Origin of the sequence: Streptomyces xinghaiensis S187 (assembly GCF_000220705.2) — a bacterium.
GTDB classification, from domain to species: Bacteria; Actinomycetota; Actinomycetes; order Streptomycetales; family Streptomycetaceae; genus Streptomyces; species Streptomyces xinghaiensis.
In genome coordinates this window covers 44,885-71,078 of sequence record NZ_CP023202.1, presented here as the reverse complement: position 1 = coordinate 71,078, position 26,194 = coordinate 44,885, and the positions used below count along the sequence as shown (strand labels likewise).

Annotated in this window: 22 protein-coding genes; 11 read left to right on the top strand and 11 right to left on the bottom strand. The window is 75.7% G+C overall.

What is annotated here, in order from left to right; translation table 11 throughout:
• The first annotated feature begins 30 nt into the window (after positions 1–30).
• Complete coding sequence (locus SXIN_RS00300) at positions 31–1,173, top strand: site-2 protease family protein (protein WP_095756367.1); 1,143 nt, start codon at positions 31–33, stop codon at positions 1,171–1,173.
• Between the two features lie 43 nt (positions 1,174–1,216).
• Here SXIN_RS00300 and SXIN_RS00295 read toward each other — a convergent pair whose 3' ends face one another.
• Complete coding sequence (locus tag SXIN_RS00295) at positions 1,217–3,943, bottom strand: AMP-binding protein (protein WP_095756366.1); 2,727 nt, start codon at positions 3,941–3,943, stop codon at positions 1,217–1,219.
• A gap of 262 nt (positions 3,944–4,205) precedes the next feature.
• On the opposite strand from SXIN_RS00295, the gene SXIN_RS00290 reads away from it, so the two are divergent.
• The 4 genes from SXIN_RS00290 to SXIN_RS00275 all read left to right on the top strand — a co-directional run bounded on the left by SXIN_RS00290 (position 4,206) and on the right by SXIN_RS00275 (position 8,848).
• Positions 4,206–5,243, top strand: coding sequence for an iron ABC transporter substrate-binding protein (locus SXIN_RS00290; RefSeq protein ID WP_019708396.1), 1,038 nt, complete (start codon positions 4,206–4,208; stop codon positions 5,241–5,243).
• 111 nt (positions 5,244–5,354) lie between these two features.
• A complete protein-coding gene (locus tag SXIN_RS00285; protein ID WP_238153626.1) occupies positions 5,355–6,836 on the top strand; it encodes an ABC transporter permease in 1,482 nt (493 codons plus the stop codon).
• Entirely contained in the window at positions 6,833–7,888 is a 1,056-nt protein-coding gene (locus SXIN_RS00280) for an ABC transporter ATP-binding protein (RefSeq protein WP_019708398.1), read from the top strand. The genes SXIN_RS00285 and SXIN_RS00280 overlap by 4 nt, the downstream gene beginning before the upstream one ends.
• A 150-nt stretch (positions 7,889–8,038) precedes the next feature.
• Positions 8,039–8,848 (top strand): restriction endonuclease, encoded by an 810-nt coding sequence (locus tag SXIN_RS00275; RefSeq protein WP_019708399.1) that lies wholly within the window; start codon positions 8,039–8,041, stop codon positions 8,846–8,848.
• A gap of 15 nt (positions 8,849–8,863) precedes the next feature.
• On the opposite strand, the gene SXIN_RS00270 is transcribed toward SXIN_RS00275, so the two are convergent.
• Both SXIN_RS00270 and SXIN_RS00265 read right to left on the bottom strand, forming a co-directional pair.
• Positions 8,864–10,063 (bottom strand): PP2C family protein-serine/threonine phosphatase, encoded by a 1,200-nt coding sequence (locus tag SXIN_RS00270; RefSeq protein ID WP_019708400.1) that lies wholly within the window; start codon positions 10,061–10,063, stop codon positions 8,864–8,866.
• A 292-nt stretch (positions 10,064–10,355) separates the two neighbouring features.
• Positions 10,356–11,024: a TetR/AcrR family transcriptional regulator gene (locus SXIN_RS00265; protein ID WP_019708401.1), complete on the bottom strand. Its 669-nt coding sequence runs from the start codon at positions 11,022–11,024 to the stop codon at positions 10,356–10,358.
• Positions 11,025–11,121: 97 nt separating this feature from the next.
• Here SXIN_RS00265 and SXIN_RS00260 point away from each other — a divergent pair, with 97 nt between their 5' ends.
• Positions 11,122–11,838: an NAD(P)-dependent oxidoreductase gene (locus tag SXIN_RS00260; protein WP_019708402.1), complete on the top strand. Its 717-nt coding sequence runs from the start codon at positions 11,122–11,124 to the stop codon at positions 11,836–11,838.
• Between the two features lie 545 nt (positions 11,839–12,383).
• The gene (locus SXIN_RS00255; RefSeq protein ID WP_238153625.1) at positions 12,384–12,722 is read left to right on the top strand and encodes a MerR family transcriptional regulator; all 339 of its coding nucleotides are present in this window, start codon (positions 12,384–12,386) and stop codon (positions 12,720–12,722) included.
• A gap of 106 nt (positions 12,723–12,828) precedes the next feature.
• On the opposite strand, the gene SXIN_RS00250 is transcribed toward SXIN_RS00255, so the two are convergent.
• Positions 12,829–13,719, bottom strand: coding sequence for a LysR family transcriptional regulator (locus SXIN_RS00250; protein WP_095756364.1), 891 nt, complete (start codon positions 13,717–13,719; stop codon positions 12,829–12,831).
• A 93-nt stretch (positions 13,720–13,812) separates the two neighbouring features.
• Here SXIN_RS00250 and SXIN_RS00245 point away from each other — a divergent pair, with 93 nt between their 5' ends.
• Positions 13,813–14,208 (top strand): YybH family protein, encoded by a 396-nt coding sequence (locus tag SXIN_RS00245; RefSeq protein ID WP_019708404.1) that lies wholly within the window; start codon positions 13,813–13,815, stop codon positions 14,206–14,208.
• A gap of 131 nt (positions 14,209–14,339) precedes the next feature.
• On the opposite strand, the gene SXIN_RS00240 is transcribed toward SXIN_RS00245, so the two are convergent.
• Positions 14,340–14,783: a VOC family protein gene (locus SXIN_RS00240; RefSeq protein ID WP_019706729.1), complete on the bottom strand. Its 444-nt coding sequence runs from the start codon at positions 14,781–14,783 to the stop codon at positions 14,340–14,342.
• 101 nt (positions 14,784–14,884) lie between these two features.
• Between SXIN_RS00240 and tap the strand changes: the two genes are divergently transcribed.
• Positions 14,885–17,014, top strand: coding sequence for a telomere-associated protein Tap (gene tap / locus SXIN_RS00235; RefSeq protein WP_095756363.1), 2,130 nt, complete (start codon positions 14,885–14,887; stop codon positions 17,012–17,014).
• 5 nt (positions 17,015–17,019) lie between these two features.
• The gene (gene tpg, locus SXIN_RS00230; protein WP_095756362.1) at positions 17,020–17,574 is read left to right on the top strand and encodes a telomere-protecting terminal protein Tpg; all 555 of its coding nucleotides are present in this window, start codon (positions 17,020–17,022) and stop codon (positions 17,572–17,574) included.
• A 103-nt stretch (positions 17,575–17,677) separates the two neighbouring features.
• Here tpg and SXIN_RS00225 read toward each other — a convergent pair whose 3' ends face one another.
• Entirely contained in the window at positions 17,678–18,667 is a 990-nt protein-coding gene (locus SXIN_RS00225; protein ID WP_019708406.1) for an alpha/beta hydrolase, read from the bottom strand.
• Between the two features lie 145 nt (positions 18,668–18,812).
• Here SXIN_RS00225 and SXIN_RS00220 point away from each other — a divergent pair, with 145 nt between their 5' ends.
• Positions 18,813–19,463, top strand: coding sequence for a helix-turn-helix domain-containing protein (locus tag SXIN_RS00220; RefSeq protein WP_019708407.1), 651 nt, complete (start codon positions 18,813–18,815; stop codon positions 19,461–19,463).
• Between the two features lie 50 nt (positions 19,464–19,513).
• Here the strand turns inward: SXIN_RS00220 and SXIN_RS00215 are convergent, their stop codons facing one another.
• The 5 genes from SXIN_RS00215 to SXIN_RS00195 form a co-directional block, all read right to left on the bottom strand.
• Positions 19,514–20,683 carry a cobalamin B12-binding domain-containing protein gene (locus SXIN_RS00215; protein ID WP_095756361.1) on the bottom strand — a complete coding sequence of 390 codons (1,170 nt, stop codon included), beginning with the start codon at positions 20,681–20,683 and terminating at the stop codon, positions 19,514–19,516.
• Complete coding sequence (locus SXIN_RS00210; protein WP_420341027.1) at positions 20,680–22,413, bottom strand: PP2C family protein-serine/threonine phosphatase; 1,734 nt, start codon at positions 22,411–22,413, stop codon at positions 20,680–20,682. Before SXIN_RS00210 ends, SXIN_RS00215 begins: the two co-directional genes overlap by 4 nt.
• A gap of 301 nt (positions 22,414–22,714) precedes the next feature.
• Positions 22,715–24,361 (bottom strand): FAD-dependent oxidoreductase, encoded by a 1,647-nt coding sequence (locus SXIN_RS00205; RefSeq protein WP_238153624.1) that lies wholly within the window; start codon positions 24,359–24,361, stop codon positions 22,715–22,717.
• A gap of 159 nt (positions 24,362–24,520) precedes the next feature.
• Entirely contained in the window at positions 24,521–24,760 is a 240-nt protein-coding gene (locus SXIN_RS00200) for a hypothetical protein (RefSeq protein ID WP_095756360.1), read from the bottom strand.
• Positions 24,757–26,115 carry a S8 family serine peptidase gene (locus SXIN_RS00195; protein ID WP_019708411.1) on the bottom strand — a complete coding sequence of 453 codons (1,359 nt, stop codon included), beginning with the start codon at positions 26,113–26,115 and terminating at the stop codon, positions 24,757–24,759. Before SXIN_RS00195 ends, SXIN_RS00200 begins: the two co-directional genes overlap by 4 nt.
• Between the last annotated feature and the right edge of the window lie 79 nt (positions 26,116–26,194).

The following is a 26,194-nucleotide window of genomic DNA, read 5'->3' as shown; positions in this document are numbered from 1 at the left end:
AACCGCGCCGAGCGCACGGAGGCCGCTGCCGTGGGACAGACCTTCTCGCTGGGCCGGCTGGCCGGGATCCGCATCGGAGTGAACTGGAGCGTCCTGGTCATCCTGGCCCTCCTCACCCTGGGACTGGCCGAGGGGCGCCTCCCGGAGGCACACCCCGGCGATCCGGGGTGGCTGTACTGGGCCGTGGGCCTGGTCACCGCCGCCGCCTTCCTGCTGTCCCTCCTCGCCCACGAGATCTCGCACGCCCTCGTGGCGCGCCGCCACGGGGTCGACGCCGACAGCATCACGCTCTGGCTGCTCGGCGGGGTCGCCCGTCTCCGGAGCGAGGCCCCGGACCCCCGGGCCGAGCTGCGCATCGCGGGCTCGGGCCCGCTCGTCAGCCTGGTGCTCGGCGCCGTGTTCGCGGGCCTGGCCGCGCTGATCCGCGCCACCGCCGGACCGGGGCTGGCCGCCGAGGCGGTCGCCTGGCTCGCCGGCATCAACATCCTGCTGGCCCTCTTCAACGTCCTGCCGGCGGCACCCCTGGACGGGGGCAGACTGCTGCGGGCGGCCGTGTGGCGGCGCACCGGCGACCCGGTGCGCGCCACGGTGGTCGCCTCGGCGGCGGGGCGCGTCCTCGGCTGGGGCCTGGTGGCCCTCGGGCTCTACCTGGTGCTGCTGGGCGCCGGATTCGGCGGTGTCTGGCTGGTGCTCATCGGCTGGTTCCTGGTCGCGGCGGCCACGGTCGAGGGCGGCCAGGCGCGGCTGCGGGAACTGCTGTCCGGGGTGTCGGTCCGCGAGGCGATGAGCCCGGACCCGGTCACCGCCCCGGCCTCCGCCACCGTCGAGGACTTCCTGGAGAGCCCCGCGTTCCGCTACCGGCACTCGGCGTTCCCGGTGGTCGGGGACGACGGGGCCCCGGCGGGCCTGGTGACGCTGCACGACGCCCGCGCGGTACCCGCCGCGGCACGCGCCACGACCCGGCTCGCGGAGGTGATGCTCCCCCTGGAGGAGATCCCCACCGCCGCACCGGGCGACCCGCTCGCCCCGCTCCTGCCCGCTCTCCAGGCCGCCCCCGCCCGCCGGGCACTCGTCATGGAGGACGGCGGGCTGGCCGGCATCCTCTCCTCCTCCGACATCAGCCGGATCACCGCCTGGCTGACCTCGGGCACGCCGTGGGGGACCCGGGTCTGACGCCGGGCCGCCCCGGCGCCCCCTCCGCGCCCCTCCGCGGCGGCTAAGCGGCGACCGGCGCGGAGGCCTCCGGGCGGCCGGTACCGGTACCCGGCCCCAGCGGGCGCGGCTGCCCGCTCCCTTCGCTCTCCCCGCTCTCCCTGCTCTGCCCGCCGGGCGCGGGCGCGGTCCGCCCCCGGCGCCGGAGCAGGACCGGCAGCCGCCGTGTGAGCTGGGTGACCACGGTGGCGTACGCGACGCCGACGGCCAGTGAGGCGATCAGCGCCAGCAGCGGGGAGTGCTCCTTGAGCAGCGGGTAGACCTGGAAGTGGGTGAGGTAGATGTACAGCGAGCTGTGGGCCAGCAGCCCCGCCACCCGGTTGAGCGGGCCCAGGCTCGGCAGGTTCCGCACCCAGATCAGCAGGGTGAGCCCGGTCATCGCCACCGCGGTCCGCAGCGCCTGGCCGTCGCCCTCCGGGAACAGCCCCGGGACGGTGGCCAGCACCACCGCGGTCAGCAGCAGGCGCCGCCCGGCCGTACCCGCCCGGGCCGCGGCCCAGCCCAGGGCGAACAGCCAGAAGACGACGACGGCCGTCAGATGCGGCGCCCGGAGATCGAACCCCGGCAGGTTGTAGCGGGTGACCAGGGCCAGGGCCGTCAGCGCCAGCGGAAAGCCGAACGGGAACCGGCGTTCGGCCCGGTCCAGCGCCGGGACGGCCAGCACGGCGGCGAGGAGGACGAGGATGTACAGCAGGCTCTCGACGAACCAGTAGTGCCACTCCTGCCGGCCCTCGTGCGTCCCGATGACGCTGTTGAGCAGCAGGATGTTCTCGGGGTCGTAGCCGTCCGCGAAGAGCACCGCCCCGCTGATCCACACGACGCTCGGCACGGCGATGTACGCCATGCTGCGCCCGAGGCGCCGGACACGTTCCGGGCGGGCCGCCGCCGTGAGGTGGAAGCGCGCGAAGTTGTAGCCGGCCACGCCCAGCAGGATGTGCGCGCCGCCCTGGACCAGGAAGAGCGGTATGTGCGAGCCGGCGATCAGGACGATGGCGACGGCGCGCAGGGCGACGCCGGTCTCCAGGACGCGCCGCCGGCCGGCCCGCCGCGGCGCCGGCGCCGCGGCCGGGGCCGTCAGCTCGCGGATGGACCGGGTGTGCCAGTCGCCGGGCAGCCGGCCCAGGGCCTCCTCCAGCCGTACGGACATCTCCACATAGGAGAGGGAGTCACCGCCGAGGCCGGTGAAGCTGCTGTCCTCGGTGACGTCGTCCCGGTCGAGGATCTCCGCGTACAGCGCGCACAGGTCGGCGGGGCGGGCGGGCTCCCGCCGCGCGGAGGGCCGCCGTTCCGCCGGGCCGCCCGTCTCCGTCGTGTTCCCGCCGGGGGCGGGGAGCAGTGCTCGTACGGCCCGGTAGTCCGGTTTGCCCGTGGCGAGCCGGGGGAGCTCGGGGTACGCGCGGACGTGGACCGCCCGGGGCGGCAGGCCGCACTCGTCCGCGACCAGGCGCCGGACGCGGCCCGGGTCCGTCCCGCCGGTGACGGCCACGGCCAGCCCGTCGTCGGACCCCGCGCAGAACGCGTCGACGCCGTGGCGGCCGAGGACCGCCTCGACCTGCTGCGGGTCGATGCGGAGCCCGAGGATCTTGGCGAACCGGCTGTGCCGTCCCACCACCTCGTACAGGCCGTCCGGCGCGCGGCGTGCGATGTCCCCGGTGCGGAGCTCCCGGGTGGTCCGGCCCCGTGCCAGGTCGGCCGGGGTCCGCGCGTAACCCAGCATGACGTTCGGTCCCGTGTAGACGAGTTCGCCGGTGTCGCCGGCGGAGTCGTCGCCGGGCAGGCCGGGCAGCGGCCGCAGCCGGAAGGAGCCGCCGGGCACGGGGACACCGATGGCCTCCGGCCGGGACTCAGCGAGCTCCGGGGGCAGATAGGCCATGCGCGCGGTCGCCTCGGTCTGGCCGTACATGACGAACAGGTCCCAGCCGTCCCGCCGCCCCAGGGCGGCGTAGCGGGCCACGCGGTCGGGCGCCAGCCGGCCGCCCGCCTGGGTGACGTAGCGGAGGTGGGGGAGGCGCATGTGCGCGAAGCCGACCCGGTCGAGCAGGTCGAAGGTGTACGGGACGGCGGCGAAGGTCGTGGCGCGGCTGTCGCGGAAGAGATCCCAGAAGCAGGTGTCCGCCACCGACAGATCAGTGAGGACCAGCCCGGCCCCGCTCAGCAGATGGCTGTTGACCACGGAGAGGCCGTAGCAGTAGTGCAGGGGCAGCGTCGTGGCGGCGCGGTCGGTGGCGCGGATGTCCAGGTAGCGGGCGATGGACTCGGCGTTGCTCTGCAGATTCCCGTGGGACAGGCGGACCAGCTTCGGCGATCCGGTCGACCCGGACGTGCTGAGCAGCAGGGCGAGATCCGGGTGCAGCTCGTGGGCGGAGACCGCGTGCCGTTCCTCCACCGGCCACCGGCCGTCCACGGGCCGGATCACCACATCGGGGTCGTAGGCGGCGATCATCGACCGCAGCGTTCCCGGGCTGCCGCCCGGAACGAGCAGCACGGGGTGTCCGCCGGCGAGGGCCGCGAGATAGGCGACCAGGGACTCGACCGTGTTGGCGCCGGCGAGCAGGACCAGCCGCCGCCGGGGACCGAGACGCCGGGCGGCCGCCGACACCCGGGCGGCGAGGTCCCGGTAGGACAGCTCACCGCCGGCCGTGATGAGGGCGGTGCGGTCGCCGTGGACGGCCAGGTCGCGCACGAAGGGGACCGTGGCGGTGCCGGGGAACTGCTCGGGGTGGTGCGTCACGCGCCGAATAGTAGGTAAGGCTTACCTAAAACCGGAACCCGTTGGGTATGTGATCTGTCCTGCACCGCCCCTCACGCCCCCCACGTCGCCGGGGATGCCGGAGACGGCGGCAGGGGGGCGGTGAACATCACACTTGACGGTCAGGTTAGGTTTACCTTAACCATGGGGGTGCTCGCCCGTACCCCCGCGGCGATCAACCAGCCGCCCGCCTCCCGCCCGCGCACCGCGCGGCCCGGGGGCACCACGCAAGGAAGGCTCCACCATGCGCCGCCTCCCCGCCCGCCGTCGTCTCGCCGCGCTCGCAGCGGCGGCCCTCGTCCTGCCCGCGGCCGCGGCCTGCGGCGGTGACGGCCAGGGAGACCCGGGGGACGACTCCGCGCTCGTCATCTACTCCGGCCGCAACGAGAAGCTGGTGAAGCCGATCCTCGACCAGGTCGAGAAGGCCGTCGGCACCAAGGTCGAGGTCCGCTACGGCGACAGCGCCGAACTGGCGGCGCAGATCCTGGAGGAGGGGGACCGGAGCGAGGCCGCGCTGTTCTTCTCCCAGGACGCCGGCGCCCTCGGCGCCCTGTCCAAGGAAGGCCGGCTGGAGAAACTGCCGGAGAAGACCCTCGGCAAGGTCGACCCCTCCTACCGCTCCGGCAAGGGCGACTGGACCGGCGTCTCCGGACGCGCCCGCGTCATCGCCTACAACCCGGACAAGACCGCGAAGGCCCCGGACAGCGTGCACGACGTCACCGGGGCGAAGTGGAAGGGCGAGGTCGGCTACGCGCCGACCAACGCCTCCTTCCAGGCCTTCGTCACCGGCATGCGGGTCCTGGAGGGCGACGACGCCACCCGCGACTGGCTGAAGGACCTCAAGGCCAACGGCGCCAAGGAATACGCCAACAACCTCGCGGTGCTGGACGCGGTCGACTCCGGAGAGGTCTCCCTCGGCCTGATCAACCACTACTACTGGTACGAGCGGGTCGCCGAGAAGGGCGACGACGCGGTGACCGCGAAGCTCCACTTCCTGCCCGGCGGTGACCCGGGAGCCCTGGTCAACGTGGCCGGGGCCGGCGTCCTGGAGGGCAGCGGACAGAGCGAGCAGGCGCGCAAGGCCGTCGACTTCCTGCTCTCGGAGAAGGCGCAGACCTATTTCGCCGAGGAGACGAAGGAGTACCCGCTGGCCGCCGGGGTCGACCCGCAGACCGAGGACCTGCCGCCGCTGGACTCCCTCGACAGCCCCGAGATCGACCTCGGTGAACTGGACTCGCTCCAGGAGACGCTGGCCATGCTGCAAGACGTCGGCATGGTCTGATCCGTGCGCTCCTCCCCGCCCGCGGCCCCGGCGGCTCCCGTCCCCCGCCCGGCCGGCGCCCCCGCGCCGGCCGGGTACCGGCGTGCCGGGAACCGGCCGCCCTGGCCCCTGATGGCCCTGGCGGGCGTCGCCTCGGTCTTCGCGCTGCTGCCGCTCGGCTACCTCGCCGTCCGCGCCCTGGAACGCGGCCCCGGCTACGCCTGGGAGCTCGTCGCGACGGAGCGCACCGCCTCGCTCCTCGGCCGGAGCCTGGGGCTCACCGCCGTGGTCGTCGCCGCCTGCCTGGTGCTCGGCGTCTCCCTGGCCTGGCTCACCGTGCGCACCGACCTGCCCGGTGCCCGGTTCTGGTCGGTCCTGGTGACCCTGCCGCTGGCGGTGCCCAGCTACGTGGCCGCGTTCACCTGGCTGTCCGCCGCCCCCGGTCTGGCCGGATTCACCGGGGCCGCCCTGGCGCTGACCCTGGTCAGCTTCCCCTACGTCTACCTGCCGGTGACCGCCGCCCTGCGCGCCACCGACCCCGCGCAGGAGGAGGCCTCACGCTCCCTCGGGCTCGGGCCGGTCCGCACCTTCCTGCGGGTCACCCTCCCGCAGCTCCGCCCCGCCGCCGCGGGCGGCGGGCTGCTGGTCGCGCTCTACGTGCTCTCCGACTTCGGCGCCGTCTCCCTGATGCGGTACGACACCTTCACGCGCGCCATCCACACCTCCTACCGCGCCAGCTTCGACCGCACCCCGGCGGCCGCCCTCAGCGTCGTCCTCGTGGTGATGACCGTGCTCCTCGTCGCGGCCGAGGCCCGCACCCGGGGCCGCGCCGGGCACGCCCGCACCGGCACCGGCACCGCGCGCCCCGCCCTGCCCGCGGCCCTGGGCCGCTGGCGGGCCCCCGCCCTGGCCTGGTGCGGCGCGGTGACCGCCCTGGCCGTCGTCCTCCCGCTGGGCACCCTCGGCTACTGGCTGGCCGCCGGCTCCTCCGCGACCTGGGACCCCGCCCGGCTCGCCCAGACCGCCTGGGCCACGCTCGGCGTCGCCGCCGCCGGGGCCGCGCTCACCACCGTGCTGGCGCTGCCGGTCGGCGTGATCGCCGCCCGCCACCGGGGGCGCGCCGCCCGGCTCCTGGAGCAGACGGCCTACGCCGGGCACGCGCTGCCCGGCATCACCGTGGCGCTGGCCCTCGTCTTCCTCGCCGTACGCTACGCCCACCCGCTCTACCAGGAACTCCCGTTGCTGGTCGCCGCGTACGCGGTGCTCTTCCTCCCTGTCGCGGTGGCCGCCACGCGTGCCGCCGTCCTCCAGGCCCCGCCCGTGCTGGAGGACGTGGCCCGCTCCCTCGGCCGCTCACCGCTGCGGGCGCTGCGGGAGGTCACCGTTCCGCTCGCCGCGCCCGGGGTGGCCGCCGGGGCGGCGCTGACCTTCGTGGTGTGCATGAAGGAACTCCCCGCGACCCTGCTGCTCCGCCCCACCGGCATGGACACCCTGGCCACCCGCCTGTGGACCGAGACCGGTGCCGGCGCGTTCGCCGCCGCCGCCCCGTACGCCGCCGCGCTGATCCTCCTCGCGGCCGTCCCCTCGTATCTGCTCGGGAGGCACCGCACATGACCGAACTGCGCATCTCCGCCCTGTCGAAGTTCTACGACGGCGGCACCCCCGTGCTCGACGGCCTCCATCTCACCGTGCCCGCCGGGGCCCTGGCCGCCGTGCTCGGCCCCTCCGGCTGCGGCAAGACGACGCTGCTGCGGATCATCGCCGGCTTCCTCCGCGCGGACGCGGGCACCGTCGAGGTGGCCGGCCGCACGGTCGAGGGCCCCGGTACGCATGTGGCGCCCGAGCGGCGCCGGATCGGCATCGTCCCGCAGGAGGGCGCGCTCTTCCCGCATCTCAGCGTGGCCCGCAACGTGGCCTTCGGCCTGCCCGGCAAGGACCGCGGGGAGCGCCGCCGCCGCACCGAGGAGATGCTCGGCCTGGTCGGCCTGGCCGGCTACGGGGACCGGATGCCGCACGAGCTCTCCGGAGGCCAGCAGCAGCGGGTGGCGCTGGCCCGGGCCCTCGCCCCGCGGCCGGAACTGGTGCTGCTGGACGAGCCGTTCAACGCCCTCGACAGCGCCCTGCGCACGGAGGTCCGGGCCGATGTCCGGGCCGCGCTGCGCGCCACCGGCGCCACCGCGGTCCTGGTCACCCACGACCAGCAGGAGGCCCTGTCCACCGCCGACCTGGTGGCCGTCGTACGGAACGGGACGGTCGCCCAGTGCGGCACCCCGCAGGAGGTCTACCGCCACCCCGCCGACCTGTGGGTCGCGGGCTTCGTGGGGGAGGCCGTGACCCTCCCCGGCACGGCGCGCGACGGCGCGGCCGTCACCGCCCTGGGCCGGATACCCGTCACCGCGCCCCCCGGGGACGGCGGAGCGGTGAACGGCTCGCGGGAGGGGACCGTGCTGCTGCGGCCGGAACAGCTGCGGCTCACCGAGGCGGCGGCCGCGGAGACCCTCGGCACGGTGCTCGACGTGAGCTACTTCGGGCACGACGCGATGGTCACGGTCGTGGTGGAAGGACTCGACAGCCCCGTGGACATCCGGGTCGCCGGACCGGTGACCGTCCGGCCCGGCGAGCGGACGGGGATCGGCGTGACCGGCGAGGCGGCGCTCCACGGCTGAGGGCCACGGACCGCGTGTACGGACCGCGAGCGGTGGCGGGCCGCCGCCGGGGCGTGGGCGGGCGGCGTGGGCGGGGGCCGCGGTAAACCCGCGGACCGGGGGCAGGAGGCAGGAACGATCTTCGTTCGGACCTCTGGGGGGGAGCCTGCCATGGCCGCACCGACCCGGCACACCGCACCCGGCCACCACGAGCCCGGGCCCGAGCCCGGACGCCCGCTCGGGGTGCGCCAGTGGGCCTCCTCCCTCGGGCTGCTGATCGTCCTCGTCTGCGGGATCGGGCTGGCGCTGAGACAGGCGAGCCAGGCATCGCCCGGGCACCTGGCGACCGCGGCGCTCGGGACGCTGGTGGCCGTCATGGCCGCGGTCGCCGTGGTGCGCGGCCGCCGGCGGGCGCGGACCGCAGCCCGGCACCCGGGGCTGGAGGAGGAGATCGCCGCCGCCGAACGCGAGGCGATGCCGGAACTCCTGCCCGACCTGCATCCGGGGCCGGGCGCGGAAGGCGTCCGGGAGGCCGCCCCGGCCCCCGGCCCGGAGCGGTGCGTGGAGCCGGGCGTGGAGCCCTGCCCGGAGGAGGCCCGCGGCGCCTTCGACGCCATGGACGCCGACGCGTTCGAGCAGGCGGTGGCGGCGCTGTGCGAGCGCGACGGCTGCCGGGACGTCGGCGTGGTGGGCGGGGCCAACGACCTGGGCGCGGATGTGGTGGCCACCGCCCCGGACGGCCGGCGGATCGTCATCCAGTGCAAGCGCTACTGCGCGGGCAACAAGGTGGGATCCCAGGAACTGCAGCGGTTCGGCGGCACCTGCTTCACCGTCCACGGGGCCGATGTCGCCGCGCTCGTCACCACCAGCTCGTTCACCGGACCCGCGGTCGACTACGCCGCGCACACGGGCATCCGCTGGATCGACGGAGCCGCCCTGGCCGCGTGGGCGGACCGCAGCGGCCCGGCCCCGTGGGAGTGACGGGCGCCGTCCGGGTCAGGGCCGGAGGTGGCCGGCGGTCGCGCCGGGCCACTCGCAGACCAGGACGGTGGCGTCGTCCCGCATCGTGCCGCCGTGGTAGTCGAGGACGGCCTGGACCAGGCGGCGCAGGGTCTCCGGAACGGGCAGCTTGTCGGCCTCGTGGCGGATGATGAAGTCCGTGAAGCGCTGCACGCCGAACTCCTCACCGCCGGCGCCGCGCGCCTCGGTGATGCCGTCGGTGTAGAGCAGCAGCCGGTCACCCGGCTCCAGCTGGTCGCGGCAGACGGTGACGGGCAGGCCCAGCCCGGTGCCGAGCGGATGCGTGGGCCGGCGGCGCAGGGCGGTGGCCGTGCGCCCGCCGCGTATGACCACCGGTGGCAGATGGCCGCAGTTGATCCAGCTCAGCATCCCGGTGCCGAGGTCGAGGTCGGCGAGGATGCCGGTGGCGTAACGGCTGCGGCCGAACTGCTCGATCAGGGTGTGCTCGATGATCTCGCGGACCCGGGGCAGGTCCGCACCCTGACGGCGCGCGCTGCGGCAGGCGGCCACGGCCAGATTGGCGGTCAGCCCCGCGGCGGTGTCGTGGCCCATGGCGTCGAAGAGGGCGAGGTGGGCGGTGCCGTCGGCCTCGGCGTAGTCGAAGGCGTCCCCGGCGATCTCGTAGGCCGGCTCCATGGCTGCGCTGATCATCATGCGGTGGTTGGCGAAAGTCTTCGGCGGCATCAGGGTCCACTGCATCTCCGCGGAGACCGTCATCGGCCGGGTGCGGCACAGCCGGGCGAGCGAGTCGCTGACGGCGCGCTTGCTGACCAGCAGCAGCCCCAGGAGGGAGGCCAGGCCGGACAGCACCTCCTCCGTCTCCGGGCCCGGCTCGGCGGGTTCGCAGCTCAGCACGCCGATCCGCTCGGTGCCGTCCAGGACCGGCACCCAGTACTGCCGCCGTCCGCCGATGACGGCGGGGAGGATCCGGGCGCTCTGGAAGGCGCGGCCCGGCAGGGTGGCGTTGATCCGCAGCTGCCGGCCGCCCGCACCGGCGTCGGGGCCGCGGCCGGTCACCTCCCGCAGGACGTTCTCCTGCAGATCGGCCACATAGATCCGCAGACGATGCAGACCCACGCGGTCCGCGTGCCCGGCCACCAGGGACGGCAGTTGCTCGAGGCTGGCCGTGTGACTGGCCTCGAGCAGCGAGGTCAGCATCCTGGCGGTGTCGCACATGGGCATCATGGTGGCCGGAACCCATCTGGGCGGGAGCCCTCGTGCCCGTCTCCCTCGCCGCACGCCGCGGCGGACCACGGGACGGTGTCCGGGTTCTTCGGAACGAGAGATCGATAGCGGGCGGCCCTCAGCGTACGCGGCGCGGGACGGGCGGCGGTACGCGCGGTCGCCGATTCCCCTGAACCGCACGGCACTTGACGAGGGGCGACGCCGGCCGGCCCGTGCCCGGGCCGGCCGCGGTAACGCGGCTCCGGACACCACGGCCCGTCCGGCGCGCAGGGCCGGGCAGCCCTCAGGCGCTCCCGTCCTCGTCCGGGTGCAGGGCGTCGAGGATGAGGGCGAGGCCGAAGGTGAACTCGTCGGCGTAGTCGTAGCCGGGTTTGAGGGCGTGCTCGGTGGCGAGTTCGGTGAGGTGCGGGTAGGCGTCGGCGGGCATCTCGCGCAGGATGGCGCCGGCGACCTCGTCCAGCTCGGCCGGGCCGCTGAACGGCAGGCTCAGCTCCTGGATGACGAAGCCGTACAGATAGCTGTCGATCAGCGAGAAGGCGTGCGCGGCCATCGGGACGGAGAACCCTCCGGCGCGCAACGTGCCGAGCACGGTGTCGTGGTGGCGCAGGGTCGCCGGGCCGGGCCGGGTGCGGGAGTCCATCAGGGCGACGGCCCACGGATGGCGCCGGAGCGCGGCGCGGGCGGATACCGCGCGCCGGCGCATGGCGCTCTTCCAGTCCGTGCCGCGCGGTGGCAGTTCGATCTCGCCGAACACCGCGTCCACCATGCCGTCGAGGAGGTCCTCCCGGCCGGCGACGTGGTGGTAGAGCGACATCGCCTCGACGCCCAGCGGCCCGGCGACGGCCCGCATCGTGAGCGCGGCCGAGCCCTTCTCGTCCGCCACCGCCATCGCCGTACGGATCACCCGCTCGCGGCTGAGCGTCCCGCGCCGCCCTCTGCCTCCCTCGCGCATCCGTTCTCCTCCCACTCTCGCCGCCTTGACTGCCTTACGGCATAAGGCTAACGTGCCTTACATCGTAAGGTTGACATTCCGGCGGAAGGGCCGCGCCATGGGCACGGAACGTGTGAAGAAGGTCTGCATCGTCGGGGCTTCGGGGAAGCTCGGGCAGTACATGGTCCGGCACGCGCTGGAGCGCGGTTACGAGGTGGTCGGCGTCTGCCGGGAGCGCAGCGTGCCGAAACTGGCCGCCTTCGACGGCCGGATGACCGTCGTCCCCGGACCCACGAACGACCCGGAGGTGATGCGGCGCGCGGTCGCCGGGTGCGACGGGGTGCTGACGGTGCTGGTGCCCTGGGGGGTGCAGCAGTACGCGTCGGGGACGGCGCAGGCGGTGCTCGACCACGCGCGGCCGGGCGCGCGCCTGGTCTTCTCCTGCGGCTGGCACATCACGCGCGACGGCAAGGACCGCTACTCGTGGAGCTTCCGGGCGGCCGTCCGGATCGCCGCCCGGGTGGCGAAGCTCCTCCGGTACGTCGAGATCGACGACCAGGTGGAGGCGTGCCGCCGGGTGTTCGCCAGTGACACCCGGTGGACCGTGGTGCGCGGCAGTTCCCTGGAGGAGGGCGAGAGCCAGGGCCTCCCCGTCTGGAGCCGGCACGTGGGGGACCCGGTGCTGGCCGGCAATCTGACGCGCCGTGTGGACTTCGCGCTGTTCATGGTGGAGGCGCTCACCGACGACACGCTCGTCCACGAGGCCCCGGCGATCGTCGGCCGCCTCACCCCCGGCGCGCTCGCCCACGCCGGCGAGGCGGGCGTCCGCTCCTGAGGTCCTGGGGGCGGCGCGCCGGACCGGCCGGACCCTGCTCCGCCGGTCCGGAAAATCTCCCGTGGCCGTTGTAGACATTCGGGGGCAGGGGAGTTAACGTTTCTTGTGTAACCGAAGGCGGAGTCACGTCAGCGGGACGCGGCAGCGACGACCGCGTGAGCAAGGCGGCACGGTGGTGCGGTGGTTGGGGCCGGCAGTGGGAAAGGGGCCCCGGCGCCGGCGGCCGGGCCGGGCGGCTCCAGGAGCCGCCGGAGCAGTATCACCACGTTGATCACCGGAAGAGAGGAGCACATCACCATCGGGATCGCCCGGGCGGCGCCCCCCTCGTCACCCCGGGTACGGCAAGGCCAGGAAAGGCAAGGTGGTCCTCGGTCACGCATTCAAAGATCCCCGTATCCCCGGCCTCCGGCCGGCGTACGGAACGAGTGAGACCGGCGCAGTGAGCCGGTAGATGGTGTTGTATCCCTCGGGGCTCCGGTGCCAGCACGGCACCGGAGCCCCTCGACGCGCGTTCACAAGGACAGGGCTCAGAGACAGAGGTGCAGGTGGCAGCGGAAGACCCTTCGAACACCACGACCGATCCCCTGGAAGACGACGACTACCCGGCCTACACCATGGGCCGCGCGGCGGAAATCATCGGCACCACCCCCGCCTTCCTCCGGGCCGTGGGGGACGCGCGGCTGATCACCCCGCTCCGCTCGGCGGGCGGCCACCGCCGCTATTCCCGCTATCAGCTGCGGATCGCCGCCCGGGCCCGCGAACTCGTCGACCAGGGAACCCCGATCGAGGCGGCCTGCCGGATCATCATCCTGGAGGACCAGCTCGAAGAGGCCCGGCGCATCAACGAGCGGCTGCGCGGCGCGGAGTCCCCGTCCGGCCGCTGACCCCGGGAAACGGCCCCGCGCACCGGCGGCGGAGCCGGGCGCCCCGGGCTGCCGACCGTACGGCGCGTCCGTGCCCGGGCCCGCACCCCGGGCGGTGGGCGCGGTCTCACCGGCCGGTGCTCCGCAGGGCCGCGCGGGCACGGCCGACCAGGGCCCGGCCCGCCGGGCCCGCCGGGCCGCCGGCACGCCACGCGAAGACCAGCCGCCCGCGCAGATCCGGCCGTGTGAGGGCGACTCCCCGCAGCCGGTCCGGCCGCGCCGCGGCGACCACGGCGGGCAGGATCGCCACCCCCAGCCCGCGGGCCGCGAGCTCGGCGAGCACCCCCGGATCACCGGCCTCGAACGCGATCCGGGGGGTGAAGCCGGCCGCCGCGCAGGCCTCGTCCAGCCGGGCGCGCAGGCCCGTGCCGCCGGGCAGGCTGATCAGCGCGTGGCCGCGGAGCGCGGCGAGCGGGAGGCGCGCGTGGACGGCGAGTTCGTGGCCTGCGGCGACCGCGGCGACGATCGGCTGGTCGTCCACCACCACCGACGCGAGACCGTCCGGAACCGTCTCTCCCACGCTGATCACCGCCGCGTCGAGCCGCCCCGTGCGCACGCCGTCGACCAGCCGGTCCGTCGTCTCCTCGGTCAGGGTGATCTCCACGGCCGGATGGTCCCGGTGGAAGTCGGCGAGGAGACCGGGCAGATCCACCTTGTGCGAGGTGACGCTGCCGATCGCCACCGTGCCCCGGAGCAGACCGGTCAGCTCCTCGACGGCGGACCGGGCGCCGTCCGCCGCCGCGAGGGCGGTCCGCGCGTGGGGGAGGACGGCGGCACCGGCCGCGGTGAGCCGCACCGTGCGTCCGGAGCGGTCGAACAACTCCTGCCCGAACTCCCGTTCCAGGCGGCGGATCTGCGCGCTCACCCCGGGCTGCGCCACATGGAGCCGCTCGGCGGCCCGGGTGAAGTTCCGCTCCTCGGCCACGGCCACGAAGTAGGCGAGCTGGCGCAGTTCCATAACCGATGATTCTAGTGACCAGACCAACCAGCTCTTGGACTTCTGGTTCGGGCTCCCGCAGGGTGGTGGCGAGCGAGAGACCAGGAGGCACCCATGACCGGGACAGGAACCGGAAGCGGCACCGGCGCGCGGGAACGCGCCACCACCCCCGAGGACGTCACCCGGCTGTTCGTGGAGCGCGCCAACGCCCGTGACGCCGAGGGACTGGCCGAGCTCTACGCCCCCGACGCGGTGCTCGCCTTCCCGCCCGGGGCCGTCACGGCCGGCCGGGAGGCGATCCGCGCCGTGTGCGAGCGGATGCTGGAGCACGCACCGCTGCCGTTCCCCCGGGAGGAGCCGCTGCCCACGGTCCGCCACGGCGACCTCGCCCTCACCTCGACGCGCTCCGCGGACGGCACGGGCGGCAGGGTACAGGTCGTACGCCGGGAGCCGGACGGCAGCTGGCTGCGGATCATCGACCGGCCGGAGATGCCGGGCACCCCGTCCTGACCGGGTGTCCGGCCGGAGTGCGCGCGGCGGGACGGCGAGTCGCGGCCGGCGGACACGCCCGGCCGGCTCCGCCACGGCGGGACCGTGCGCGTGCCCGTTCCGACGGGGCCGGGGGGCCCGGCGCCCCGTGGTCAGGACAGCTGGGTTCCGCCGAGGTCCGGAATGGTGAGCGAGCCGTCCTCGGCGAGGGGGAAGCCCGGATTGTGGGCGATCTCCCAGACATGGCCGTCGGGGTCGGTGAACGCGCCCGCGTAGCCGCCGTAGAAGGTGGCGGCCCCGGGCCGGGTGACGGTGGCGCCCGCTTCCCGGGCCGCCGCAAGGAGTTCGTCGACCTCCCCGGGGGAGCGCAGGTTGTGGGCGAGGGCGATCCCGCCGAACCCGTCCGCCCGGGTGTCCTCGACACCCGAGTCCCGCGCGAGCGCGTCGCGGCTCCAGAGGACCAGGCCGAGGCCGCCCGCCTGGAAGAAGACCGTGCCCTCGGTTTCCTGGCCCCGCCAGCCGAGACGCTCGTAGAACGCCCGGGAGCGGGCCACGTCGGCGACACCCAGAGTGATCAGGCTGATGCGCTGTTCCATCCGGGCAACGTACCTCTCCGCCCCGCGGTGTCCGTGGCGGCGGGCGGGCACGCCCGGCGCGGCGTCCGGTGTATAAAGTCTGCGGCTGGGGGTGGTGTCCGGTGTCCGAGTTGTTCGAAGCGGTCGACGCGCTGGTCGAACGGCGGGCCACGCTCCCGCCGCCCGCCGAGCGGGAGCGGCTGCGGAAGGCGCACGGCCTGACCCGGGAGCAGGTCGCCGAAGCCCTGGGCGTGCGCCGGACGACGGTCGTCAACTGGGAGGCGGGGCGCACCGAGCCCCGGCCGCCGCAGCGACAGGCGTACATCCGCCTGCTGGACCGGCTCGCCGCGCTCCATCCGGCACCCGCGGAGCCTGCGGAGCCCGTGCGGCCCGCGCCCGCGGAGCCCCGACAGCCCGGGGAATCCGCGGAGTCCGCCGGGTCCGGCGGAACCCCGGACGCCGCTCCTCCGCCCGCGGCCGCCGGCCCGGCCGGGACCGGGCCCCGCGCCTCCGGCGGCGCCGCCGCCACCCGGGCCGCCGTACCGGGCCGGTCCGCGGACCGGGGACCGGCCACGCCCCGCGAAAGCGCCCAGGACCCCTCCGCCGGCTCGCCGTTCGCGGACGGCCCGCTCGTGGTGCTGGACGGGGACGGCACCGCGTACGGGGTCGGCGGCCTCGTCCTGGAGTGCCCCGCGAAGACCGTGCCGGAGCTGGTGGAATGGGCCCTCGGTGAGGCCCGGCTCGGCGCGGAGCGGCTGCACCCCGCCGGCCGGGACGCGGATCCGCTGGTCGTGCTGACCGCCGCCGCGGCGGCGCGTCTCGGCCTGCCGCCCGACCTGGAGGACCGGCGCACCTGGCGGCTGCCGGAGGACCACCCCGTCGTCCGTCGGATCACCCGCGCCGGATGGCGGCTCACGCGGCGCGGCTTCGGGCCCTGGCCGCGGATCTACCGGCCCGCGGCCGACGGCCGGCGCCGGTGCGTGCAGCTGGCCGTGCTGCCCTTCGGCGCGCTCGACCCCCGCTCCTGGCCCGGTGCGGAGGATCTGCCCGCGCCCCGGCTCGCCCAGGTCCTGGGCGACTACGCGGCCCGGGTCCTCACCCCGCGCGGTTCGTGCGCCGTCAACGGCCTGGAGCTGATGACGGCGCTGCGGCCCCCGACCCGTCCGGTGCGCGAGGAGGGCGGGGACCGCTGGGTGCCCGGCCCCGTCCCCGGCTCGCTCACGGCCGCTGTCGACCCGGCGCCCCCGGAGGCGCCCGGGGAACACCCCGTCGCCGCGGGCCGCCCCGCCGGCCAGGAGCTGGACGAGGAGGCCCACGACTGGATCCGCGATCCCCAGCTGCTCACCGACGCCGAGTGCGGCCGGGCGTACGCGGTCGGACTGGACGTCAACATGGCCTTCGCCGCCGCCGCCAACCGGCTGCCGGTGGGCCTCGGTGCCCCGGTCCACGTACGGGAGCCGCGCTTCGACAAGAAGGTCCCCGGCTGCTGGTACGCGGACCTCTCCGGCATCGGCCTCGACCCGCGCCTGCCGAACCCGTTCACCCCGCACGGCGACCCCCCGGAGGGACCGGCCTGGTACGCCACGCCCACCCTGGCGTACGCGGCGGAACTCGGCCACGACGTGCGGCCGTCGGAGGCCTGGGTCCGGCCGGAGCACGGGCCCTATCTGGACCCCTGGTACCAGCGGCTGCGCGACGCCTACCTCGCCACGATGGAACGCCTCGGCGTCACCCCGGGCATGCCGGAGGCCGAGTTCCTCGCCGCGATGGAGCGGCACCGGCGGGCCGACCCCGGCCAGGCCGCGGTGCTGTCCGCCGTGAAGGCCACGGTCAAGGGCGGCATCGGGAAGCTCCGCGAACGCCCCCAGGGCCGTGGCCACCGGCCCGGTCAGCGGTGGCCCGCGCTGGAACGCCCCACCTGGCGCCCGGACATCCGCGCCGCCGTGATCGCCTCGGCCCGGGTCAACATGCACCGCAAGATGCGCAAGCTGGCCGAGGGCGCGGGCCTGTACCCGGTCGCCGTCCTCTCCGACTGCGCCGTCTACCTCTCCGACGGCCCGTCCCCGCTGGACGTCCTGCCGCGCACGCCCGACGGGGCGCCGCTGCCCGGCGGGTTCCGGCTCGGCGTCAACCCGGGGATGGTCAAGCACGAGGGCACCCGGTCCCTGCTGTGGGCCGCGGAACTGCTCGACGCCGGGCACAACCCGGCCCGCCACATCAAGACCGGCGGCGCCGGCGAAGCAGAGGAGTGACCCGCGTGGGAGAGATCGGCGACAGCCTGCTCCGGGCCGACGAGGAGTCCTTCACCCGCCGGCCGCCCAAGTCCACCCAGGCGCGGGTCCGTTACCTGCTGAGCCAGGTCAAGACCACCCGGGCGGTGGCCGCGCTGCTCGGGGTCAGCATGCGCTCGGTGGAGCGCTATCTGCAGGGCACCCGGAAGCACCCGCCCCGCCCCATCGCCGACCGGCTGGAGGCCGAGGTCCGCCGCCGCTGGCAGCCCCGCGTCCGGGAACGGGCCCGCCGCCGCGCCACCGACACGGGCATCACGGTCGAGACCCGGGCCCGCTTCGGCTACACCGCCGCCCCCGGCTCCACCGACGACGGCCGCGTCCGCCGCGTCACCCAGCACCTTCCGCCCGCCTACGCCGCCCGGCTCCTGGAGGCGCGGGCGGCCGGGGCCGGTGAGGCCGAGCTGCGCGGCATCGTCGCCGAAGGGCTCCAGGAGATCTACTTCAAGGACCGCGGCCGCCGCGCCCAGGACCTCCGGGTGGAGTTCACCGACATCGACTACATCGACATCGGCTACGGCTGACGCGGGGCGCCGCCGCCGGACCGGCCGCCGCCACGGTGCCGCCCCAGCGACGTGCCGGGACGCAACGCACCACCCTCCGAGCTGCCCGGGCCGCCCGCCCGGTTCAGCCCCGGACGGTGGCGAGCCAGTCGGTCAGCAGGCTGTTGACCTCCTCGGGGCGCTCCTGCTGGATCCAGTGGCCGCAGCCGTCCAGGAGGTGGGAGGCGGACAGGGCGGGGAGGGTGGTGGGGAAGGCGTCGATGGCGTCGGCCATCCAGGTGGTGGAGGCGTCCAGGGCGCCGCCGATGAACAGGGACGGCTGTGCGACCGGGGCTCCGCGGTGGGGAGCGAGGTCTTCCCAGTCGCGGTCCATGGCGCGGTAGCGGTTGAGGGCGCCGGTCAGGCCGGTGCGCTCGAACTCCCCGGCGTAGACGTCGAGGTCGTCCTCGCTCAGCCAGGCCGGGAGAACCCCCGTGGGGAACCGGTCGCGCAGCCGGCCGCCGCCGCGGGCGACGAAGTGCGGGTCGGGCTCGCCCTCGGCCGGCATGGTGTCGGCGGACAGGGCCGCGTAGAAGCCCGCGAGCCAGCCCCGGACATCGGGCTCGATCTCCGCCTCGGCGCGGCCGGGCTCCTGGAAGTAGGAGACGTAGAACTCCTGACCGGGGCCGCCGATCCGGCCGAAGACATCGGTGGGGCGGGGGCCGCCGGGCGGCGCGTACGGGACGCTCAGCAGGCCGACGGCGCGGAAGACCCCGGGGTGGAGCAGGGCGGAGGCGGCGGCGATGCTGGAGCCCCAGTCGTGGCCGACGACCACCGCGTTCTCCTCGCCGAGTGCGCGCACGACGGCGACGTTGTCCTCCACCAGGTCGAGCATGCGGTAGGCGTCGGTCGCGGCGGGCTTGGAGGAGCGGCCGTAGCCGCGTACGTCGATCGCCACGGCCCGGTAGCCGGCCGCCGCGAGGGCCGGGAGCTGGTGGCGCCAGGAGTACCAGGACTCGGGGAAGCCGTGCACGAGCAGGACCAGCGGGCCGGTGCCCTGCTCGGCCAGGTGCAGGCGCCCGGCAGGGGTCCCGACGGTGCGGTGGCGGACTGCGGCGGCCGGCTCGGATCGCATGGGGGACTTCTCCTCGGTTCGCGGGCGGTCGGCGGGTACCCATCGATCATGCGGCGCGGCGGTCACTCGGCGCGATCAGCGTTGCCATTCCGGCAAGCTGGCGGGACAGGGCGGTGACGCGGCACGGCGGGAGGGAACAGTGAGCGTGGCAGGGGACGACGTGACCCGGATGCTGGCGGCGGTGGGGCCCCGGCTGCGGGGCGTGCGCGAGCGCCGTGGCCTCACACTCGCCGATGTCAGCCGCGCGACCGGCATCTCGACCAGTACGCTCTCGCGGGCCGAGACCGGCCGGCGCAAGCCCACCTTGGAGGTGCTGCTGCGGCTGGCGAAGGAATTCGCGGTCTCCCTGGACGAGCTGGCCGGCACCGCACCCGCTCCCGCGGCCGCTCCCGTTCCCGCGGCCGGGCCCCGCGGCACGGCGCGGCACGGGTTCGGCGACGGCAAGGCGGTGCTGCCGCTGACCCGGTACGTCGGCGGCCTGCACGCCCACAAGCATGTCCTGCCCGCCGCCGAGAGGCCGCCCGGGCGGCCCCGGCAGGTGTCCCACGAGGGCTACGAGTGGCTGTGCGTCCTGTACGGGCGGCTGTGGCTCGCGCTCGGTGACCAGGACCTCGTCCTGGCTGCCGGGGACGCCGCGGAGTTCGACACCCGTGTCCCCCATGGAGTCGCGAACGCCGGATCCGACGGACCGGTCGAGTATCTGATCATGTTCGGGCCGCAGGGAGAACGCCTGCGGCCGCGTACCCCTCCAGCCGCCGGCCGTCGCGGTACCGGTGACAGGAAGGCCGCTGAGTGAGCGTTCGTGACAAGCCGCGTCCTCGCCGGCGACAACTGCGCCGCTCCGGCTCACGAGCCCGGCCGTCGGCCCCGGGGAGGTCGGGGACCGGTGGTCTCGGGGGCGGCCGGCGCCGGGGGGAAGGCCGTGTCGAGTGCCCGCCGGGCCTCGTCGAGGGTGGCGAGGGCGCGGGGGAAGTCGCCGAGCAGTCCGGCCAGGCGGTCGAGGGCGGGGCGCAGGGTGGCGGCGGGGACGCCGCGTGCGGTGAGGATGCCGCCGGTCCAGGTGAGGAAGCCGGTGAAGAGCCGCGGATCGCCGGTGTAGAGGGCAGTGGCGAGGAAGTCGACGATGTGGGCGATGTCCTCGGCGGTGTGCCGCCGCTGCGCGTCCGTGTAGTCCCGCATCGCCGGGATACGGGCCTCCAGGCCGGCGAGGGTGTCCCGCACCAGCCGGGGTGCGTCCCGGGTGACGTGGGTGTACTCCTGGTCGGCCAGATGCGGGAGCCGGTCGGCGGGCTGCCGCACCGGGGCCGCCCGGCCGCCCGCGAGCGGCCCTTCGGCGAGCCGGGCGGCGGCGGACCGGGCGTCCGCCGCCCAGGCGTCGGCGCCCAGCAGCCGCGCGTACCGGCCGTCGGGGCCGAAGGCGGCGCCTCCGGCGAGGACCGGGGTGCCGGCGGCCTGGCAGGCGGTGATGGTGGCGTGCGCCGTGGGGAGGCGGGTGGGGATCGAACTGGAGAGGGCCACCGCGTCGGGGCCGGTGAGATGCAGATGCGCGATGAGGTGCGGGGCCGGCACCTGGGCGCCCAGGAAGTCCACCCGCCAGCCGTGCAGCCGCAGCACCTCGGCGAGCAGCCGGGCGGGCAGGGCGTGCCACTCCCCGTTGACGCACGCCACCGTGATCCGGCCCCGGTCCGGCCGTCTGCGGCTCGCCGGGTGGTGGGCGACGGCGGCGACGACGCGGTCGTTGATGGCGGTGGCCGCGTGCTCCTGGGCGACGGTCATGCGGTTGGCGGCCCACTCGCGGCCCACCCGGGCCTGGACCGGGGCGACGCTCTCCAGGAGGAGGCTCTCGGGGTCCGCCCCGGCGTCGAGCGCCGCGAGCACGGCCGCCGTCGCCGCGTACTCGTCGCCCGCGGACACGGCCCGCCACAGGAGCTCGGCGACCGGGCCGCCGGCCGGTTCCGGTATCCCGGCGGCCGGGGGCGGGGGAGGCGCGGCGGGGGAGTGGGGGGTGGTCGTCATCCGGGATGCCGCTCCTGTGGGGGAAGGTCCGGAAGGGCCCGGCGGGCGGGGGCGGCCGCCGGGCCGGGGTGCTGCCGGCGCGGGGCGCCGATCGCCACCACGGCCATGTCGTCGTGGCGGCCCGGGCCGACCCACTCGGCGGCGAGCATCTGGACGCGCTCCACGACCGCCTCGGCCGGCATGCCCGCGCACTCGGCGAGCGCCTCCCCGAGGCGCTGCTCGCCGAACATCTCGTCGCCGAACGGGCCGCCCCTGGCCTCGGTGATGCCGTCGGTGTACAGCAGGCACGTTTCTCCGGGCGCCAGTTCGGTGACGGCCGTGTTCGCGCGGACCTCCGGCAGCACCCCCACCAGGCAGCCGCGCGTCGCCGCCTCCTCGACCAGGCCGCCGGCGCGGACGATCAGCGGAGCCGGGTGCCCGGCACTCGTCAGCCGGAGCCGCACCCCCGCTCCGCTCCGTACGGCCGAGGCCAGCACCAGGGTCGCGAACCGGGTGCTGCGGGAGCCGAGGAGCGCCCCGTTGAGGAGGTTCAGCATCCGCAGATGGTCGGTGGCCATGGGCAGCAGCGCGTGCACCGTGTTGCGGATCTTCCCGGTCAGCGCCGCGGCCTCCAGGCCCTTGCCGCAGACGTCGCCCAGGACGGCCAGGCACTCCTCGTCGCCGCCCGTCCCGGGGTGGACGTTGTAGAAGTCGCCGCCGATGCGCTCGCTGTCGTCGGAGGGCCGGTAGCCGCCGGCGAACTCGATGCCGCGCAGCGGCCGTAGCGGGGGCGGCAGCAGCTCCCGCATCAGGACCCGGGTGATCGCCGACTGCTCCGCGTACAGCCGCGCCGCCGACATCGCGGCCCCGGCCCGGGCGGCGAAGATCCGGGCGAGCGTCTCCTCGCTCTCGCTGAAGGACGCCCGGTCCGAGCGCCGCACCAGGACCAGCGCCCCCGCGGGGACGCCGTGGCCGGGGAGGGGCGTGACGGCCATCGAGCCGACGGGCCCGCCGAAGCCGGGCGGCACCACCCAGTCCGGGGCGGCGGCCGGGTCGATCCAGCGGGAGGGCACCGGCGGGAAGCCCTGCAGGGCCTCGCTCAGGCCGGGCACCGAGCGGGCGTCGGCGTGGACGTCGTGGCGGGTGATCCGCCCGCCGGGACCGCAGTACGTCATCGGCAGCCGCCCGTCGAGGGCGGGGGCGACGACGACCGCGGCGTCGGCCAGGTGCCGGGCGGCGAGCTGCGCGGTCACCTCCATGGACCGGCGCGGGTTGAGCGAGGCCAGCAACTGGTTGGAGGCTTCGGCCAGGAATTCGGTGCGCAGGCGTTCCAGGCGCACCGCCTCCTCCGCCTCCTCGGCGCGGCGGCGGTCGGTGAGGTCGGTCAGCCACCACACCACGGCGCCGTCGTCCCGGAGGGACGGATGCGCCTCCAGAAGACGGTCACCGGCCTCTCCGCGCACGGACTCGCCCGCCCCGTCCGGGGTATCCCCGGGGGACGCGGTCTCCGCCGCGGCGGCCAGCCGCTGATGGGCCAGCGCCAGCCAGGCCGGCACGGCCGCCGGCAGCGGGGCCCCCGGCACGGCCGAGGGGAGGAGCGCCGCCGCGCTCTCGTTGGCCTCCCGTACGGTGCCGGCCGGACTCACCACCAGGACCGGTTGCGGGGCGCCGCGCCAGGTGCCGCCCACGCCGCGGGCACCGGTGTCCGCGTCGGCACCGGCCGTGCTCTGGGAACAGATGGAACTCTCCACAACCGCATGGTCCCGCAGCGCGGGCCCACCGCCTCTCCGAAGAAGCCGGCAACGTCATCCCTTTCCGCCACCATTCCGCACGGATGCCCCTTGTGGCAATCTCCGTTCTTCGAGCGGGACTTCCCCGGGCCGGTACGCGTCGCGCCGCCGGGCGCCCGGCGGTCGACGGGGTGATCGTCCTCACGCCGGGGGAGGGCGTGGCGCGGCGGGTACGGGAGTCCGGACGCCGTGACGGCGGAGCGGGCCGCGGCCGCGCGGGCACGGCCGGGCGGACGGGGCCCGGCCCGCCCGGTGGACCGTCTCAGCGGGCGGGGCGGCCGGCCTGCCAGGTGAGCCGGCCCCCGTCCAGGTTGACGGTCCGGAATCCCTCCTGGGCGAGGACGCGCAGCGCCGCGTGGCCGCGGAGTCCGCCTTCGCAGAAGACGAGGATCTCCCGGTCCCGGGGGAGCCGGCCGAGGCCGGACCGGAGTTCGTCGAGCGGGATGTTCCGGGCGCCCGGGATGGTGCCCGCCGCGTGCTCCGCGCGGGTGCGGACGTCCAGCAGCAGCGCGCCCGCCGCCAGCCGGTCGTCCACCTCGTGCCACTGCACGGTGGGGCTGGTCCCGTCGGCGAGGTTCCCGGCGATGTAGCCGAGCATGTTGACGGGGTCCTTCGCCGAGCCGAAGGGCGGCGCGTAGGCCAGTTCCAGATCGGCCAGTTCGGGTGCGGTCAGTCCGCCCGCGATGGCGGTCGCCAGCACGTCGACGCGCTTGTCGACGCCTTCCGTCCCCACGGCCTGCGCTCCGAGGATCCGTTCGCCGTCCGGGTCGACCAGGAGCTTCAGCGCCAGGGGCCGCGCGCCCGGGTAGTAGCCGGCGTGCGAGGCGCCGTGCAGGTGCACGGCGCGGTACGGGCGCCCGGCGGCCCGCAGCCGCTTCTCGTTCCAGCCGGTCGCGGCCGCGGTCAGCCCGAAGACCTTGACGACGGCCGTGCCGGCGGAGGGGCGGGCGCGCACCGGCCGGCCGGCGATGGCGTCGGCCACCAGACGGCCGTGCCGGTTGGCCAGGTTGGCCAGCGGGACGAGGGCCGGTTCACCGCTGAACGCGTCCCGCTTCTCGGCCGCGTCCCCGACCGCGAAGACGTCCGGGTCGGTGGTGCGCTGCGCCTCGTCCACGGCGATGCCCCCGCAGGGGCCGATCTCCAGGCCCGCCGCCCGCGCCAGAGCGGTCTCCGGCCGCACCCCGGCGGCGAACACCACCAGGTCGCCCGGGAGCGTCTCGCCGGTGCCCAGCTCCACCGTGTCCGGCAGGATCTTGGCCACCCGGGCGCCGAGCCGCAGGTCGACGCCTCCGGCAGTGAGCTCGGCCGCCGGCCGGCGGGCCATCTCGGGGTCGAGCGGCGCGAGCACCTGGTCGCTCATCTCCACCAGCGAGACCGCCAGGCCCCGGTGGCGCAGGTTCTCGGCCACCTCCACCCCGATGAAGCCGCCGCCGACCACCACCGCACTCCGGGCGCCGTCCTCCACCCGGCGCAGCACGCGGTCGGAGTCCCGCACATCGCGGAGCGTCAGGCCCCGCTCTGCGCCGGGCACCGGCGGTACGACGGGCGTGGCGCCGGGGCTGAGGACGAGGCGGTCCCAGGGCTCGGTGTACTCGCGGCCGTCGCCGAGGTCGCGCACCCGTACGGTCCGGGCCGTCCGGTCGACCGAGAGGACCTCGTGCCGGACGCGGACGTCCAGGGCGAACCGCGCCGCGAGGTCCCCGGGCGTCCGGAGGAGCAGATCCGCGCGGTCGGGGATCACCCCGCCGATGTGGTACGGGAGACCGCAGTTGGCGTAGGACACATGCGCGCCGCGTTCCAGGACGACGATCTCCGCCTTCTCGTCGAGACGGCGCAGCCTGGTGGCCGCGGACATCCCGCCCGCGACCCCTCCGACGATGACGACCTTCACGTGATGGCTCCGTTCCACTCCGGGTTTATACCCCTGAGGGTATGAGTCCGGCGGAGGGGGACAGGGGGCCGAAGGTCCCGGGAGCGGGGAGCGGAACGGTCCAGAGAAAATGGGCCGCCCCCGGGCCGGCGGGCCCGGGGGCGGCCGGGGGCGCGGTGCGCGGCGGCCGTCGTGCCGCTACTGGACCGGGGAGTCCGGGGGCGGGACCCGGTAGCCGCGTTCGCGCTCCACCGCCTCGACGCCGTCGATCGACTCCAGCCCCGGCAGCCGGTCGTCCGGGACCGTCCCCGTGAGCGAGCCGAGGTCCGGCAGTTCGGACGCCACCTCCAGCCCCGCCTCCCGGAGGGCCCGGACCACCTCGGGAAAACGCCCGGGATCGACCGCCACGACGACGGGTACGGGCCGCGGCGCGCTCACGGCGCCTGCAGCAGTCCCGCTCCCACGTCGACGGCCGGCAGCGGCAGCCGACGGGCCCCGGCGAGCAGGAACGACTTCAGTTCCGCGGCCGACGCGCCCGGGGCCGCCTCGGCGAACAGGGCGATGGCGCCGGCCACATGGGGCGTGGCCATGCTGGTGCCCCGCAGCCGCCGGTGGCCGGGGGCCTGCGGCCAGGAGGAGAGCACGTCCACGCCGGGAGCGGCGATGTCGATCTGGCCGCCGTCGGGGTTGAGCCCGGCGTTGGAGAACGACGCGACCGCGAAGTGGCTGTCGAGCGCCCCGACGGCGAGGACCGAGGGGCAGTTCGCCGGATGCCCGACGGGCTCGACGACGTGCGGGCGCTCGCTCTCGTTGCCCGCCGCCGCGACGACCAGGGTCCCGGCCCGCATCAGGCGCCGGGCGATCTGCTCGTACACCCGCGAGGGGCGCTCGCCCGGGCCGACCGGGGAGCCGAGCGACATGGAGATGACCCGGCAGCCCTGGCCGAAGGCCCAGTTCATGCCCGCCAGGATCTGGGTGTCGGTGCCGCCGCCCCCGTCGCCCAGCACCTTCCCGGCGTAGATCTCCGCCTCGCAGGCCACGCCGTAGCGGGGCGCCGCGCCGGGGGTCCGCGGCCCGCAGGAGGTGCCCACGCAGTGGGTGCCGTGGCCGTGCCCGTCCTGCACGGCCTGGCCGGGGACGAAGGAGGCCGCCCCCTCCAGGCGCGCGGTCAGATCGGGATGGCCGGTGTCCACACCGGTGTCCAGGACGGCCACCCGGACCCCCTGTCCCGAGAAGGCGGACCGCGGCACGCCCGCCGCCTGCAGGCCCCAGGTCACCAGGGACTCGTCGAAGCCGGCGGTCCCGGGCTCCCGGACGGCCGCGGTGTCGATGCGCTCCAGCGCGTGCTGGACGAGCTCCTCGACCCCGTCGTGGTAACCGCGCAGATAGTCGGCCGTCGCGGTCTCGGCCCGGGACTCCGTCAACTGCGAGGCCCAGAGCACCCGTTCGCGCTCCACGGCGAGGACGGCCGGTTCGTCCCGGGCGGTCTCCATGACCGCCCGCCGCTGGTCGGGCGCGGCCTGGACGACCGCGACCCCGAGGTCCTCGAACACGACCGACCCGGCCTGCTCCAGCACCTCCGCCGTGCTCTCCGTCACGTCGGGGCGTATCCGCTCCGCCGGTTCGGTGCCGGCCCGGGACCGCAGGGTCGCCATGCCCTCCTCCTGCGCCCCGGGGGCCAGGAGGACGAGGAATCGGTCGGTGTACTCCCCGGCCGTCTTGGAGATGCCCGCGTCGGCCAGGTCCGGCCGGCCGCGGTGCCCGCGGCCGCCCGCTGTCTCATGGTGGTTCATGGCTGCTCCGGTTCGTGCCCCCCGGCAGGGATGGTCGGTGCGCACCGGCACCGGGGACGCCGTCGGACCGGCGCCGCCG